Below are 15,263 nucleotides of genomic sequence, written 5' to 3'. Positions count from 1 at the left end.
TCGGTCGTCTAGGCTCGGCGTCATGAGCACCGTGGACTACGCACTCGACGACGGCATCTGCGTGATCTGGCTGAATCGCCCCGAACGGCTCAACGCGGTGGTCGCCGAACTGGTCGAAGACCTGCTGGAAGCGCTCGACGCGGCCGCGCGCTCGGACGCGCGGGCGGTCGTGCTCGCCGGCCGGGGTCGCGCGTTCTGCGCCGGTCACGACCTCAAGGAGCCCGCCCCGTCCGGGGATACAGTTGATTCCAGGGCTCGGCTCGATCGGCTACAGGACGTCACCCGCCGCCTTCGCGGGCTCCGCCAGCCCGTCATCGCCGCGGTCCACGGGTACGCGATCGGCGCGGGGGCGGAGTTCGCGATGGGCTGCGACCTGATCCTCGCCGCCGAAGACGCGGTGTTCGCCTTCCCCGAGGTCTCGCTCGGGCTGAGCGTCACGGGTGCGGCGTCGCGGCTGCTGCCGCTACTGGTCGGCCCGCTGAAGGCCAAGGAACTGCTGCTGCTGGGCGAGCGGGTGAGCGGCGCCAAGGCGCGCGAACTCGGCCTGGTCAACGCCGTCCTGCCCGCCGACGACCTGATGGACGCCGCGCTCGACTGGGCGGCCCGGATCGCCGCCCATCCGGCCGCCGCGGCCACCATGGCCAAACGCGCCCTCGATTCCGGCATCGACAGTTCACTGGACGCCGCGCTCGAACTCGAGGTCAGCCACGCGCTGATCACCGAGCACTCCGCCGAGGTCGCCGCGTCGGCCGAGGCGTTCCGGAGCCGGACATGACCTCGCTCGCCGGGATCGACACCCTCCTCGGACTGACCGGCCGGGCCGCCGCGCTCTGGCCGGACAAGACGGCGTGGGTCTTCGACGCAGGCGGCGAACGCTTCACCTTCGCCGACGTCGACGCGCGCAGCACGGAATTCGCCCGCGCGCTGGTGGACCTCGGCGTGCGGCCGGGCGACCGGGTCGCGGTGATGCTGCGCAACCAGCCCGAATTCCCGTTGCTGTGGCTGGCCTTGGCCAAGATCGGCGGGGTGCTCGTCCCGGTCAACACCGGGTATCGCGAATTCGACGGCGCCCACGTCCTCCGGCATTCCGGCGCCAGGTTCGCCGTCGCGGCCGAGGAATTCCTGGAGCTGCTGAACAAGATCGCGCCGGAAACCTCCCTGGAACGGGTGCTCACGCCAGGCGAACTCACCGATCCCGGCGGCGACCAGGCCTTCACGAGCGAAGGCGAGCGCCCGGTCAACATCCAGTACACCTCGGGAACCACGGGCGCGCCCAAGGGCTGCGTACTGCCGAACCGGTATTGGACGACACTGGCGATCAGCCTGGCAACGGACTTCCCCACGGTCGGCGCGGACGACGTCGTCCTGACCGCGCAACCGTTCCACTACATCGATCCACAGTGGAACGTCGCGCTGGGGCTCGCGGGCGGCGCGACGCTGGTGGTGCTCGACCGGTTCCACCCGTCCACGTTCTGGGAGAAGGTCCGCGAACACGGCGTCACCTGGTTCTACTGCCTCGGCCTGATGCCGACACTCCTGCTGCGCCAGCCGGAAAGCGAACTGGACAAGGCACACCAGGTCCGCGCGATCTGCGCCTCGGCCATCCCGCGAGACCTGCACGCCGCGCTCGAAGCGCGCTGGGACACGCCGTGGTACGAGGCCTTCGGCATGACCGAGACCGGCGGCGACATCCGGATGTACCCGGCCGATCACGAGGAGACGATCGGCACCGGCTGCCTCGGCAGGCCCGCGCCCACCCGCGAGGTGATGATCGCGGACGCGGCCGGGAAACCCCTGCCACGCGGGGAAACCGGCGAGCTGCTGATCCGCGGGGTCGGACTGATGCACGGCTATCACGACGACGTCGAAGCGACCAGGCGCGCCTTCGACGGCGGCTGGTTCCACACCGGCGATCTGGCCACAATGGACGACGAGGGCCGCGTGTACTACGTGGGCCGCACCAAGGACATGATCCGCCGCAGCGGCGAGAACATCTCCGCCGACGAGGTCGAGCGGGCCTTGCAGCTACATCCGGCGGTCAAGCTCGCCGCCGTCGTCGCGGTGCCGGACGAGATCCGCGGCGAGGAGGTCAAGGCGTATCTCGTCCTCGAAGAGCACGAGGGCCACCAGTGCGAACCGGCCGACCTGGCGAAGTTCTGCTCGGCGAAACTGGCCTACTTCAAGGTTCCCCGGTTCTGGGCGTTCGTGACCGAGCTGCCGATGACGCCGTCGGAACGGGTCGCCAAGGGTGAGTTGAAGAAGGCGGCGGACCCGCGTGCCGGTTCATGGGACAGGACCACTGAAAAATGGCTCTGAACACCCGCGAAAGGGTCCGCCAGGCCGCGGTGAAACTGTTCGCCACCAAGGGTTTCCACGGCACCGGCATCCGGGATCTCGCCCAGGAGGCGGATCTGTCGTCGGCCAGCCTGTACCACTACATGGGCACCAAAGAGGATCTGCTGGTCGCCATCATGAACGAGTCGCTGCGGCGGTTGCTCGACGCGGCCGAGCTGGCGACCGCCGGGCTGGCCGATCCCGTGTCGCGGCTCGGATCCCTGGTGGCGCTGCACGTCCTCGCGCACGCCATCCAGCCGGATGACACCCGCGTGGTGGACAACGAGGTGCACGCGCTCACCCCCGGTGCCAGGGCCGAAGTGGTGGCGCTGCGCGACGCCTACGAAAGGCTGTGGGCCGACGCCATCGAAGACGGTGTCGCGGCAGGCGTCTTCCACACCGGCCAGCCTTCGGTCACCCGGCTCGCACTGGTGGAGATGTGCAGCGGGGTCGCGCGGTGGTATTCGCCACACGGGCCGCTCACCCTCGACCAACTGGCGTCGCATTACGCGGAACTGGCGCTGCGGGCGTTAGGCTGCACACGTCGTCTGGACGTCACGGCACTGCAAAACTGCCGTGAAGTGGTCTCGGGAGTGTGGCGAGTGCCCGTTTAGCGGCGACTCCTGCCCTGTACGCCTTGCTCAGACGGCTTGTCTGGGGGACGCTCGAAGGGTGACTGAGCAAACGATCCAACTCGAACTGGACGACTCGGGTCTCTCGCCGGCGTTGCCGGTGCCTTCGAACCCCCGTGATCAGGTGCAGGACGTCCCCTACCGCCCGGTGGGATTCCGCGACGACGACCTGCCCACGGCCCTCGAACGGTGCGCGACATGGCTACGCCAGGCTCAGGAGTGGCTCGGGGAACCGGTCGATGTGCTGGCCGTCCATCTCGACTACGACGACCGCAAGGGTTCGCCGTATTATGACGTGAAGCTTCTCTGCAACGAGGAGGACCTCGCCGGGGTCCCGATCGCGATGCGGACTCAGAAGGACGACGACTAGCGGCCGATGTTATGAACGGACCTTTCATAACAGAATTTGTTATGAAAGGTCCGTTCATAACACGCCTCAGCCCAAGGTGCCCCCGACCTTGACGTGCCCCTTCAGCAGGTTGCGCGCGATGGTCCGGCGCTGGATCTCGTCGGTGCCCTCGTAGATCCGCAGCAGCCGCAGTTCGCGGTACCACCGCTCGACCGGCAGTTCCCGCGTGTAGCCCATTCCGCCGTGGATCTGCAGGACGCGGTCGACGATCTCGTTCGCCTTCACCCCGCCGTACAGCTTCGCCATCGACTGCGCGTGCCGCGAGTCCACCTTCTGGTCGACCTGCCAGGCGGCGTGCAGCACCAGCCAGCGCAGCGCCTCCAGTTCGGTGCCGGAGTCCGCGATCATCCACTGGATCGCCTGGCGCTCGGCGATCTTCTGCCCGAACGTCTCCCGCGTGTTGGCGTGCTCGATGGCCATCGAGATCAGCCGTTCGCAGGAGCCGATCGCGCGGGCGGGCAGCAGGTAGCGCCCGGCGCCGATCCACTGCATGGCCAGGTCGAAACCGTGGCCGAGTTCGCCGAGGATCTGCGTCTCCGGCACGCGGACGTCCTCGAAGACCAGCGCCGCCGGGCCCCATTCGCCCATGGTGTCGATGTATTCGGACTTCCAGCCCGCGTCACGGTCGACGAGGAAGCAGGTGACGCCGCCGTTCGCGCCCTTCTCAGGATCGGTGATCGCGAACACCATCACGAAGTCGGCCTCGTTGCCGCCGGTGATGAAAGTCTTTTCGCCGTTGATGACCCAGTCGGTGCCGTCCTTGCGGGCGGAGGTCCGGATGGCCTTGGCGTCCGAGCCCGCGCCGGGTTCGGTGATCGCGAAGCACGACTTGCGTTCGCCCGAGATCGTCGGGAGCAGGTAGCGCTCCTTCTGCTCGTCGTTGGCGTAGTACAGGATGTTGTCCGCGTTGCCGCCGAAGCGGAACGGCACGAACGTGCGGCCCAGTTCGGCCTCCAGCAACGCGGTCATCACCGCGGACAGCCCCATGCCGCCGTACTCCTCGGGCGTCTGCACACCCCAGAAGCCGGACTCCTTGGCCTTCAGCTGCAGTTCGCGCAGTTCCTCGCCGGTGAGGCCCGGCTGACCGGCGCGTTCGCGGCGCAGCACCTCCTGCTCACGCGGCATCAGGTCGCGCTGGACGAACGTGCGGACCCAGTCGCGCACCTCGCGTTCCTCGACGCTCAGAGAGAAATCCATGGTCAGCCCGCTCCTGTTCGACATTGACTAAGCGCTCGCTTAGTTCAGCGTACCGCCTGGCTTGTCGTTCGCCGAGAAGTTGTCATAAGTTTTCGCGAGCTGTCCCCATCTCGTCGAAGGGCACCCATGAGCACGGAAGCACCCGCGGCGAAGCGGGACCGGACCCATTACCTCTACATCGCCGTCATCGTCGCGGTGGTGCTCGGCATCGCGGTCGGCATCCTGTTCCCCGCCCTCGGCAAGGAACTGAAGCCGCTGGGAACCGGGTTCGTGAACCTGATCAAGATGATGATCTCGCCGATCATCTTCTGCACGATCGCGCTCGGCGTCGGCTCGGTCGCGAAGGCCGCGAAGGTCGGCCGCGTCGGCGGGCTCGCGCTCGGCTACTTCCTGGTCATGTCGACGGTCGCGCTGGTCATCGGCCTGGTCGTCGGCAACATCCTGCAACCCGGCTCCGGCTTGCACCTGACCCCCGAGATCGCCGAAAAGGGCCAGGACCAGATCGCCAAAACCGAGGGCACCGTCGAATTCCTGCTCGGGATCATCCCCAAGACGCTGGTCTCGGCGTTCACCGAGGGCGAGGTGCTCCAGACGCTGCTGGTCGCGCTGCTCGCCGGGTTCGCGCTCCAGAAGCTGGGCACGAAGGGCGAGCCGATCCGCCGCGGCATCGAGCACATCCAGCGGCTCGTGTTCCGGATCCTCGCGATGATCATGTGGGCGGCCCCGATCGGCGCGTTCGGCGCGATCGCCGCCGTCGTCGGCGAGACCGGCTGGAAGGCGTTGCAGAGCCTCGCGGTGATCATGCTCGGCTTCTACATCACCTGCGCGCTGTTCGTGTTCGTCGTACTCGGGTTGATCCTCGGCCTGCTGGCCAGGGTCAACATCTTCAAGCTGCTGAAGTACCTCGGCCGCGAGTTCCTGCTGATCCTGTCGACGTCGTCGTCGGAATCGGCGCTGCCGCGGCTGATCGCGAAGATGGAACACGCCGGGGTGTCGAAACCGGTCGTCGGCATCACCGTGCCGACCGGGTACTCGTTCAACCTCGACGGCACCGCGATCTACCTGACGATGGCGTCCATCTTCATCGCGGACGCGCTCGACAAACCGCTGACCATCGGCGAGCAGATCTCCCTGCTGGTGTTCATGATCATCGCGTCCAAGGGCGCCGCGGGCGTCACCGGCGCGGGGCTCGCGACGCTGGCGGGCGGCCTCCAGTCGCATCGGCCGGAGCTGGTGGACGGCGTCGGGTTCATCGTCGGCATCGACCGGTTCATGTCCGAGGCCCGCGCGCTGACGAACTTCGCGGGCAACGCCGTCGCCACCGTGCTGATCGGCACTTGGACCAAGGAGATCGACCGCGAGCAGCTGGACCGGACGCTGAGCGGCCGGTCACCGTTCGACGAAGCGACACTGCTCGACGAACATGCGGAATCGGGTAGAAAGGAGACGTGATCGAATGTGCGGTCCGCTGGTCCCCGCCCCTGCCCGCTGAACCCCGGTTCCTTGCCTTGCTCGACGAGCTGGAGCAGGGCCGGTACGACAACTACCGCCAGGACATCGACAAACGCCGGTTCCTGACCGGCCGAGTGCTGGCGAAGACCGTCACCGCCGAGCGGCTCGGCGTGGCGGTCGAGGACGTGAGCTTCGACGCGACCTGCGACGACTGCGGCAAACCGCACGGCCGTCCCAGGGTGCCTGGTGCCGCGCTGATGCTGTCGATCTCGCATTCCGGCGACCTGATCGGCGTCGCGGCCACCGCCGGGACCCCGGTCGGGCTCGACGTCGAGACCGCCACCAGGCGGGCCGACGACTCACTCATCGAATACGCGCTGAGCCCGGCGGAGCAGGCCGCGATCTCCGGTCTGCTCGACGTGCGGCGCACGACAGCGTTCTTCACGTACTGGACGCGCAAGGAGGCCGTCATGAAGGCCACCGGGAAGGGCCTCAAGATCCCGCTCCAGAGCATCACGTTCTCCGGGTACGACGAGGAGGCGCGGCTGGTCCGGTCGGGCGACGCCGCCCTCGACCCGGCGCGGACGCGGCTCGTGGACCTGAAGGCGACCGAGGGCTACCGCGCCGCCGTCGCGCTGCTGACCACCGACGAAATCTCGGTCACCGAAACCTTCGTGACCCTCTAACCCCGCGTTTCGTCCTCTAGTTGCGGTAGTTGCGCGTGCAACTACCGCAACTAGAGGACGAAACGCGAGGGGGTCTAGATCTCCAAACCCATGGCGGCCAGCAGGGTGCGGAACTTCGCCGACGTCTCGTCCAGTTCGGTCCGGGGGTCGGAAGCGGGCACGATGCCTCCGCCCGCGTACAGCCGCATGGAGGTGTCGGCGATCTCCGCGCACCGGATCCCGACGGCCCATTCGCCGTCTCCGGCCGCGTCGACCCAGCCGACGGCGCCCGCGTAGTACGCGCGGTCGAACGGCTCCAGTTCCCGGACCAGCGAGCGCGCGGCGGCGGTCGGGGTGCCGCAGACGGCGGGCGTCGGATGCAGCGCGGCGGCGAGGTCCAGCGCGGTGACGTCCTGGTCGACCAGCTCGCCGGTGACGGTGGTCGAAAGGTGCCAGATCGCGGGTGTCGAGACCAGTTCGGGGCCGCGGACGTCGAGGACGCGGCAGAACGGCCGCAGGATCTCGACGACGGACTCCACCACCACGGCGTGTTCGAGGTGGTCCTTTTCGGACGCCAGCAGGGCCTCACCCTTGGCCTTGTCGATCGCCGGGTCCGCCGACCGGGGCATCGACCCGGCATGCGGCCGGGACAGGACCGAACCGCCGGTGCGGGAAAGCAGGAGTTCGGGGGTGGCACCGACGAGCGTGCGCCCGCCGGGCAGCCGCGCGGCGTAGGTGGTGTGCCGGGGATTGCCGTTCGCCAGGTTCCGGACGACGTCGGCGACCGGGACGGCCTCGGCGAAGTCGAGATCGAGCGCGCGGGCCAGGACCACTTTGCGCAGGTCCCGGTCGCTCAGCGCCGAGACGGCCGCGCGGACGGCGGCGAGATGCGCCTCCGGTTCGGGCACGGGAGTGACCTGCACCGGCCGGACAAGCGCGGTGCGCGGCGGGACGGCCGCGCGATCGGACGACGCGCGGCGCACCGTACGAGGCAGAACCAGGTGGCCCGGCGTCGAAGTGCCCTCACTCGTGTCGAAGGGAAGCACTCCGACCGCGATCGGAGCACCCGAGCCGGTGAACAGCCCCGGGAGTGCCCGGGACAGCCGCGCCGGATCGGTGTCGGTCGCGGTGGCCGCGACACCGCTCGCGAGGAGCGCGTGCCGGGCCGTGGCCAGGAGGAAGTCTCCCCGCTCGTAGCGGGCGGCCAGGTCTGCCGGGGTCGCCGGTGCGGTACTGGTGGTCACCTCACCAGCGTCCCAGGCTCCGGCTGAGACCAGGGGAAAGTGTTGCCCGGGCAACAAGCCTCTCAGGCAACACCTTCCCCCGGACAGCCCGTGACCTGGGCGGAAGCGTTACTTCAGCGCCTCGAGGAGGGCCTCGCGCTGCCGCTCACCCAGGCCGGCGGCGCGCCGGTCCGGGTCGATGCCGGCCTGCTCCAGCAGGGCGGCGACCTTGACCGCGCCCAGGCCGGGGACAGCCTTCAGCAGCTGCGTGACCTTCGTCTTGCCGATGGTCTTGTTCTCCTTGGCCTGCTTGAGCACCTTGTCGATGCTCTCCTTGCCGGACTTGATCGACGCAAGCAGCTCGGAGCGCGCCTTGCGAGCCTCAGCCGCCTTGGCGAGGGCATCGGCGCGCTGCTCCGGAGTCAACGTGGGCAGAGCCAACGTAGTAGTCCTTTCATCTCAGGTCTCCGCTTTCGCGGCCGACGGCCTTTACCCATGCTTGCGAGAGCAAGCGCTGGCCAGCCGTCTCTGTACCACGGCCCCAGTAAACGCCACCCGTTCCGCGACCGTGAAACCGACACGCACTTATTACCCCTCGACCACGCCATGGGCAACCCGCCCCAGCCTGCGGAAACACGCCTTTCGGGCAGCGATTCGATGGCGTTCATCACCCTTATGAGCGATGCCGCGACTTCGCACTGCTAGCCATTTTTCGTTTCATGGCAGGAAAAAAACGAATTATTGACGATCTTGACCCGAACCGACGGCCACCCGTTAGCGCGACACTGTGACCGAACAGTTGCCTGCGACGTTACCGACCAGTTCGCCGGTCCGGTTTACAGTCCCAGTTCACCGGAGAACGAGCCCCACGGGAGTACACGATGTTGAGCACGATGCAGGACGGGCAGCTCTCACTGGGCAGGCTGCTCCGCCACGGCACCACGGTGCACTCCGAGAGCGAAGTCATCACCTGGACCGGTTCAGAAGCCCGTCGCGAGACCTACCGCGAGCTCGGCAAGCACGCCGCCCGGCTCGCGAACGCCCTCCGGAGCCTGGGCATCACCGGCGACCAGCGCGTCGGCACCTTCATGTGGAACAACGCCGAGCACATGGCCGCGTACCTGGCCATCCCCGCCATGGGCGCGGTGCTGCACACGCTGAACATCCGGCTCTTCCCCGAGCAGCTGGTCTTCGTCGCCAACCACGCCGAGGACCAGGTCGTCATCGTCGACGGCACGCTGGTGCCGCTGCTCGCGAAGCAGCTCCCCGAGCTGAAGACCGTGCGTCACGTCATCGTGGCCAACGGCGACGCCTCCACTCTCCCGGCGCCCGACGGCGTCCAGGTGCACTCCTACGACGAACTGCTGGCGGGCCAGCCGGACACCTTCGACTGGCCCGAGGTGGACGAGCGCTCGGCCGCCGCGATGTGTTACACCTCGGGCACCACGGGTGACCCGAAGGGCGTCGCGTACTCCCACCGGTCGATCTGGCTGCACTCGATGCAGGTCACCATGACCGACAGCATGCGGCTGGCCCAGCACGACAAGGCCCTCGCGATCGTCCCGATGTTCCACGCGATGGCCTGGGGCATGCCGTACGCGGCGCTGATGGTCGGCGCGTCACTGCTGATGCCGGACCGGTTCCTCCAGCCCGCCCCGATCGCGCGGATGCTCGACGTCGAGAAGCCGACCTTCGCCGGGGCCGTCCCGACGATCTGGCAGGGCCTGCTCTCACATCTCGACGCGAACCCGCAGGACATCTCGCACCTGCGTGAGGTCGTCGTCGGCGGCTCGGCCGCGCCGCCGTCGCTGATGCACGCTTTCGAGGACCGCTACAACGTGCCGATCCTGCACGCCTGGGGCATGACCGAGACGTCGCCGCTGGGCAGCGTCGCGCGTCCGCCCGCCGCCGCGACCGGCGAGAAGGCGTGGGAGTACCGCTACACCCAGGGCCGGTTCCCGGCGTCCGTCAGCGCCAGGCTGATCGGCGACAACGGCGAGGAACTGCCGTGGGACAACGAAAGTGTCGGCGAACTCGAGGTGCAGGGCCCGTGGATCGCGGCGTCGTACTACGGCGGCACCACCGGTGACGAGCCCGACCCGGAGAAGTTCCACGACGGCTGGCTGCGCACCGGCGACGTCGGCAAGATCAGCTCCGACGGCTACCTCACGCTCACCGACCGCGCGAAGGACGTCATCAAGTCCGGCGGCGAGTGGATCTCCTCGGTGGACCTGGAAAACCAGGTGATGGCGCACCCCGCGGTGGCCGAGGCGGCCGTGGTCGGCATCCCCGACGAGAAGTGGGACGAGCGCCCGTTGGTCGCCGTCGTGCTCAAGGAAGGCCAGACCGTCACGGCCGAAGAACTGCGCGAGTTCTTGTCCGGCAAGGTCGCGAAGTGGCAGCTTCCGGAGAATTGGACCTTTGTGGACGAAGTCCCCAAGACCAGTGTCGGCAAGTTCGACAAGAAGCGGCTGCGGGCGTTCCACTCCGAAGGGAAACTCGACATCAGCCAGCTCTAACGGGTTAATCTCCCGCGCGCCTGCCCTCCCGTGCGGGTCATCTTGAGGGACGCTGTCTCCCGAGATGACCCGCACGGAAGGGTTTTGTCGGTGGGTAAGACAAGCAGGCGCGCGTTCCTCGCGATGGCGGGGACGGCCGTGCTCTCCGCCTGCGGGTCGAACACCGTCCACTCAGGAAAGCCGGCCCCGTCGACGGCTTACTCCGCCGGGGTGACCCGGCCGAAACCGAAGCCGGTGGACCTCGCGCAGTGGTACCACCCGTACCCCGAAACGGGTGTCCAGGAAGCCGTCACGCGCTACGCGGCCGCGTACCGGAAGTCCAAGGTCACGGTGCAGTGGAACCCCGACGACTACGAGACGAAACTCGCCGCCGCGCTCCAGGCCGGCCCGGTCCCGGACGTCTTCGAAGGCCAGGTCACCGTCGACCGCGTCCGGCAGAACCTGCTCGTCCCGCTCGACGACGTCATCGGGCCCGTGCGCGGGGACTTCACCCAGTCTGTACTCGCGGCCCAGACCGTCGACGGCAGAACGTACGGGATCCCGCAGTCGCTCGACACCCAGGTCCTCTTCTACCGCGAGAGTTTCCTGCGAGAGGCGGGCGTCCAGCCGCCGCAGACGCTCGACGAACTCGTCGACGCGGCACGGAAACTCTCCAAGGACGGCGTCAAAGGGCTGTTCGCGGGCAACGACGCCGGCGCGGCCGCGCTCGCCGGTCCGCTGCTGTGGGCCGCGGGGCTCGACTACCTCAAGGACGGCAGGTCCGTCGGCTTCGACGATCCCCGCGCCGCGACGGCGTTCGCGAAACTGCGTGACCTCAATGGTTCGCTGCTCCTGGGTGCTTCGACGGACTGGGCGGACCCCATCCCGTTCATCGACGGGCTCACCGCCATGCAGTGGACCTGGCTGTGGAACCTGCCGAAGATCCAGGACACCATGAAGGACGACTTCGGCGTCCTGGCCTTCCCCCGGCTCGACGCGGCGGGCGCGCCGTCCGTCCCGGTCAGCGGGTTGAGCGCGATGGTGTCTTCCCAGAGCCTGAACCCCGACGCCGCCAAGGATTTCGTCAAGTGGCTGTGGCTGGAGCGCACCGATTTCCAGCAGGAATTCGCCACCGAGTTCGGCTTTCATCTGCCCGCGCGCCTGAGTGTGCTCGACAAGCTCGCCCCCACCACCGACGCCGCCCGGCTGGTCAAGGAGAACGGCCGTGCCGCCGGTCCACTGTGGACATCGACGGCGAACACCGCGCTCGTTGACGCGCTCGGCCGGATCGTCCGCGACGGCGCCGATCCGGCCGCCGAGACGAAGGCCGCGGTCGAGGCCGTCAAAGCGGAACTGGGCCGCCTGTCCGCGTGAGGCGCCGCGAGCGGACGTAGGCGACGCTCAACACGATCGACAGGATCACCGCGCCGCCATCGGTGACCAGCGACGGAAGCACGCCAGGCCAGCCGTGCGCGTCGATCGCCGCCCGGTGCACCTCGAACGGCACGACGAACACACCGCACGACTGGCCGACGTTGACCGCGAGCACCGGCCAGAACAGCAGGCGCCACCGGAACCACACGAGCAGGCCGAGCGCGTTCCCGACGATGAAGACCTTTCCCACCAGCCGCAACGCGTTCAGGTAGGCGGGCGCGTCGCCGGTTTCCACGCCTTTGCGCCGCATGCTCGCTTCGATCAGGTCCAGATCGATGACGACGTAGTTCTGCAGTGCGGTCCCGGCCACGAAAACGATCGAGCACAGCACCGTGACCAGGCGGATCTTCGGTGTCCAGAGCATCACTTCCCCCGTTCTCTATCAGTGATAGGGACAAATCTATCACTGATAGAGTCGGCGGGTGGCACGCAAAGGCTCGCTGGATCTCGCCAAGATCACCGACGCGGCGGTCGACCTGCTCGACGAAACCGGGCTCGCGGAGTTGAGCACCCGGCGCCTGGCGGCGAAGCTCGGCGTCAGCTCGCCGACGCTGTACTGGCACGTGAAGGACAAGGCGGAACTGCTGGACCTCGTCGCCGAAGCGATCTGCGCCGACGCCTTCGAGATCGACCGGACCCAGCCGTGGCGTGACCAGCTCGTGAGCGGGCTCCACCAGTTCCGCGCTCTGCTGCTGAGCCATCGGGACGCTGCCGCGTTGCTGCGCGAGCGACCTCCGACCGGGCCGCATCGGCTGGGCCACATCGAAACGACCGCGCGGATCCTGCTGGAGGCGGGCTTTTCCGAAGAGGACACGGCGGGGATTTCGCGGCTGCTCACCGCACACGTGCTCGCCTCGGTGGACACCCTCCCCGTGCGCAAGCCGGACGAAGGGTTCCTGGAGCGGCTCGCCGCCTATCCCCACGTGAGCAGGCTCGGCACGGCCTTCGCTCGTCAAACCGGGGAGGACGTCTTCGCTTTGGGCGTCGAGGTGATCCTCGACGGGCTCGAAGCCCGGCTCTAATCTCCGGAAACGCCCCAGATCGCCAATTCGACGGCGACGTCGTCCTCGTAGAGCAGCGCGCAGTTCGCGCTCCAGCGCGGGCGGCGTTCGTACGGCAGCCGTCCGGCCTTGTCGAGTTCGTCGAAGCCGGCGACGGACGGCTCCTCGGTACCGAAGGCGGTGAGGAGTTCGGCGTCGGTCAAGGGCCGGATCGTGCCGAAGTCGTCCTCGCCGGTGGCGCTGATGAACTCGTGGACGTCGAGCACCGAATGGGTCCCGGACTCCTGGACGCTCTCCACCTCGTACAAGTCCTCGATCGAATCCGGGCGGCCGAGTTCGTCCTCTTCCCAGAGATAGTCGCCCTCCTCGAAGACGCGCGCCTTCATCGCGTCCAGCGCCGCTTCCGGGTCGCCGTCGAACCGGCCGCGGACAGACCAAGCCGAAGCACCCACCGGGGCCACCTCCTCACCAGCCGAGCGACCAGCTTAACCACCACGACGACGAAAGCGTTCGGCCGAACGTGACAAATTTTCGCATTACCCTTTTCCGCTGTTCACTCCCCGGCTAACGTCGTCCGGCATCGTCCTTCCGCGACACCCACCCGCGACGAGTAGGGGCACCGCCATGGCCGACATCTCCAGGCGCACCTTCACCACCGCAGGCGCCGCCGGCGTCGGCCTGCTGCTGTGCACCCCGACCGCCAACGCGTTCGACCGGGCACTGGCGCGCACCGCGAGCCGGGCGGCGCGCACCGCGGGTACCACACTGGAATCCGCCGCGGCGCCGGTGAAAAGCGGTCCGGCCTACACCCGGCTGACCGCGGGCCCCGGCTGGCCGCTCGTGGTCCGGGGCGATCTCGCCGCGCCGAAGTCCGGCCGCGACGACCGGCGCCGCGCGATGGCCTCGTTCGCGCAGTTCACCGACCTGCACTTCACCGACGCCGAGAGCCCGGCGCGGTTCGAGTACCTGCACCCGTTCGTCGGCTCGGCGCACCGGCCGCAGGAGACCCTCGGCCCGGTCGCGACGACGGCGCTGGTGGAGCGGGTGAACAGCCTGAAGGCGGGCCCGTTCACCGGGCGGGCGATCGACTTCATGGTCACCACCGGCGACAACACCGACAACCACGAGCTGATCGAACTCGAATGGTTCCTCAAGGTGCTCAACGGCGGCACGGTGAACCCGGCCTCGGGTGATCCGAACACGCACGAAGGTGTCCAGACTTCCGGGTCCTCGCACTACTGGAACCCCGGCAAGCCGCTGGACGACGCCTACACGAAGAAGGGTTTCCCGCAGCTGCCCGGCCTGCTCGGCGCGGCTTCGAACACGTTCACGTCGCCGGGTCTCGACGTCCCGTGGTTCTGCACCTTCGGCAACCACGACGACAGCATCGTCGGCACGGTGCCGGATCTGCCGGGGATGGACGCCTGGTACACCGGCCGGTTCAAGGTGATCGGCAAGGACGAGACGACGTCGAGGAGGCTCGCGAAGGCGATCAACGCCGGATCCGGGGTGCCGATCACGGAGCTGTTCGGCGGCTCGGGCACGATCCGCGAGATCACCCCCGACGCGCGACGGCGGCCGTTCAGCACCGCGGAGTTCGTCCAGCACCACCTCGACGCGGCCAACACCGGCCCCGGCCCGGTGGGGCACGGGTTCAGCGGCAACAACGCCGACGGGCGGAACGTGTACTACACCTTCCGGATCGCGCCGGGCGTCGTCGGCATCAGCCTCGACACCACGACGATGGCCGGGCTCGCCGACGGGTCGATCGGGCTCGGGCAGTTCACCTGGGTGGAGAACACGCTCAAGCGCAACAGCTCGACGTACTACGACTTCTTCGGCCGCGAGGTCACCCGGAACGTGACGGACGAGCTGTTCATCCTGTTCAGCCACCACACCAGCGACACCATGGGCAACGTGCTCCCGGACGCGCGGCATCCGCTGGAGCCGCGGCTCAACGGTGACACGTTCGTCTCGCTGCTGCACCGGTTCCCGAACGTGCTGGCGTGGGTCAACGGGCACACGCATCGCAACAAGATCACCCCGCACCCCGGCAAGACGGCGAAGCAGGGGTTCTGGGAGATCAACACCGCGTCGCACATCGACTTCCCGCAGCACGCTCGGATCATCGAGGTCGCCGACAACGCCGACGGCACGCTGTCGCTGTTCACGACCCTGATCGAAGCCGAAGCGCCGTACGAGGCTCCGTACTCGGACACCTCGACGCAAGCGCTTGCGTCCTTGTACCGCGAACTCTCGTACAACGACATCCACGCTTCGCTCACCGCCGTCGGCACGCCACAGGACCAGAACACCGAACTCCTGCTGCCGAACCCCCTCGCCTGACCACGACCCGGATCTCCCGCGTTTCGTCCTCTAGTTGCGGTACTTGCGTGTGCAAGTACCGCAACTAGAGGA

The 15,263-nt window shown here is 68.1% G+C and carries 15 protein-coding genes; 10 read left to right on the top strand and 5 right to left on the bottom strand.

Annotated features, from left to right (window positions below; translation table 11 throughout):
• Positions 1–22 precede the first annotated feature (22 nt).
• The 4 genes from BS329_RS10955 to BS329_RS10940 are packed head-to-tail and all read left to right on the top strand — an operon-like array spanning position 23 to position 3,336.
• Entirely contained in the window at positions 23–775 is a 753-nt protein-coding gene (locus BS329_RS10955) for an enoyl-CoA hydratase/isomerase family protein (protein ID WP_076158897.1), read from the top strand.
• A complete protein-coding gene (locus tag BS329_RS10950) occupies positions 772–2,316 on the top strand; it encodes an AMP-binding protein (RefSeq protein WP_076158894.1) in 1,545 nt (514 codons plus the stop codon). The genes BS329_RS10955 and BS329_RS10950 overlap by 4 nt, the downstream gene beginning before the upstream one ends.
• Complete coding sequence (locus BS329_RS10945) at positions 2,307–2,948, top strand: TetR/AcrR family transcriptional regulator (protein WP_143252969.1); 642 nt, start codon at positions 2,307–2,309, stop codon at positions 2,946–2,948. The genes BS329_RS10950 and BS329_RS10945 overlap by 10 nt, the downstream gene beginning before the upstream one ends.
• A 58-nt stretch (positions 2,949–3,006) precedes the next feature.
• Positions 3,007–3,336, top strand: coding sequence for a hypothetical protein (locus BS329_RS10940; protein WP_076158891.1), 330 nt, complete (start codon positions 3,007–3,009; stop codon positions 3,334–3,336).
• Positions 3,337–3,402: 66 nt separating this feature from the next.
• Here the strand turns inward: BS329_RS10940 and BS329_RS10935 are convergent, their stop codons facing one another.
• Complete coding sequence (locus BS329_RS10935; protein ID WP_076160162.1) at positions 3,403–4,572, bottom strand: acyl-CoA dehydrogenase family protein; 1,170 nt, start codon at positions 4,570–4,572, stop codon at positions 3,403–3,405.
• Between the two features lie 126 nt (positions 4,573–4,698).
• Between BS329_RS10935 and BS329_RS10930 the strand changes: the two genes are divergently transcribed.
• A complete protein-coding gene (locus tag BS329_RS10930; protein ID WP_076158888.1) occupies positions 4,699–6,024 on the top strand; it encodes a cation:dicarboxylate symporter family transporter in 1,326 nt (441 codons plus the stop codon).
• Entirely contained in the window at positions 6,021–6,710 is a 690-nt protein-coding gene (locus tag BS329_RS10925; RefSeq protein WP_076158885.1) for a 4'-phosphopantetheinyl transferase family protein, read from the top strand. The genes BS329_RS10930 and BS329_RS10925 overlap by 4 nt, the downstream gene beginning before the upstream one ends.
• A 74-nt stretch (positions 6,711–6,784) precedes the next feature.
• Here BS329_RS10925 and BS329_RS10920 read toward each other — a convergent pair whose 3' ends face one another.
• Together BS329_RS10920 and mihF are read right to left on the bottom strand one after the other, a co-directional pair.
• Positions 6,785–7,933 (bottom strand): isochorismate synthase, encoded by a 1,149-nt coding sequence (locus BS329_RS10920; RefSeq protein WP_076158883.1) that lies wholly within the window; start codon positions 7,931–7,933, stop codon positions 6,785–6,787.
• 108 nt (positions 7,934–8,041) lie between these two features.
• Positions 8,042–8,353 carry an integration host factor, actinobacterial type gene (mihF, locus tag BS329_RS10915; RefSeq protein WP_005155963.1) on the bottom strand — a complete coding sequence of 104 codons (312 nt, stop codon included), beginning with the start codon at positions 8,351–8,353 and terminating at the stop codon, positions 8,042–8,044.
• A 440-nt stretch (positions 8,354–8,793) separates the two neighbouring features.
• Here mihF and BS329_RS10910 point away from each other — a divergent pair, with 440 nt between their 5' ends.
• Positions 8,794–10,431 carry a long-chain fatty acid--CoA ligase gene (locus BS329_RS10910; protein WP_076158880.1) on the top strand — a complete coding sequence of 546 codons (1,638 nt, stop codon included), beginning with the start codon at positions 8,794–8,796 and terminating at the stop codon, positions 10,429–10,431.
• Between the two features lie 90 nt (positions 10,432–10,521).
• Positions 10,522–11,784, top strand: a complete 1,263-nt coding sequence (locus tag BS329_RS10905; RefSeq protein ID WP_076158877.1) for an ABC transporter substrate-binding protein — start codon at positions 10,522–10,524, stop codon at positions 11,782–11,784.
• On the opposite strand, the gene BS329_RS10900 is transcribed toward BS329_RS10905, so the two are convergent.
• Positions 11,753–12,208, bottom strand: a complete 456-nt coding sequence (locus BS329_RS10900; protein WP_076158875.1) for a hypothetical protein — start codon at positions 12,206–12,208, stop codon at positions 11,753–11,755. The genes BS329_RS10905 and BS329_RS10900 overlap by 32 nt on opposite strands.
• A 58-nt stretch (positions 12,209–12,266) precedes the next feature.
• On the opposite strand from BS329_RS10900, the gene BS329_RS10895 reads away from it, so the two are divergent.
• Complete coding sequence (locus BS329_RS10895) at positions 12,267–12,866, top strand: TetR/AcrR family transcriptional regulator C-terminal domain-containing protein (RefSeq protein ID WP_076158872.1); 600 nt, start codon at positions 12,267–12,269, stop codon at positions 12,864–12,866.
• Here the strand turns inward: BS329_RS10895 and BS329_RS10890 are convergent.
• On the bottom strand, positions 12,863–13,297 hold the full coding sequence (locus tag BS329_RS10890) for a hypothetical protein (RefSeq protein ID WP_076158869.1): 435 nt from the start codon (positions 13,295–13,297) through the stop codon (positions 12,863–12,865). The two genes, BS329_RS10895 and BS329_RS10890, sit on opposite strands and share 4 nt — an antisense overlap.
• A gap of 172 nt (positions 13,298–13,469) precedes the next feature.
• Here BS329_RS10890 and BS329_RS10885 point away from each other — a divergent pair, with 172 nt between their 5' ends.
• Positions 13,470–15,191 carry a TIGR03767 family metallophosphoesterase gene (locus BS329_RS10885; protein ID WP_076158867.1) on the top strand — a complete coding sequence of 574 codons (1,722 nt, stop codon included), beginning with the start codon at positions 13,470–13,472 and terminating at the stop codon, positions 15,189–15,191.
• Positions 15,192–15,263: the final 72 nt, after the last annotated feature.

This window comes from Amycolatopsis coloradensis (assembly GCF_001953865.1).
GTDB classification, from domain to species: domain Bacteria; phylum Actinomycetota; class Actinomycetes; order Mycobacteriales; family Pseudonocardiaceae; genus Amycolatopsis; species Amycolatopsis coloradensis.
This window is presented reverse-complemented; position numbering and strand designations above follow the sequence as displayed.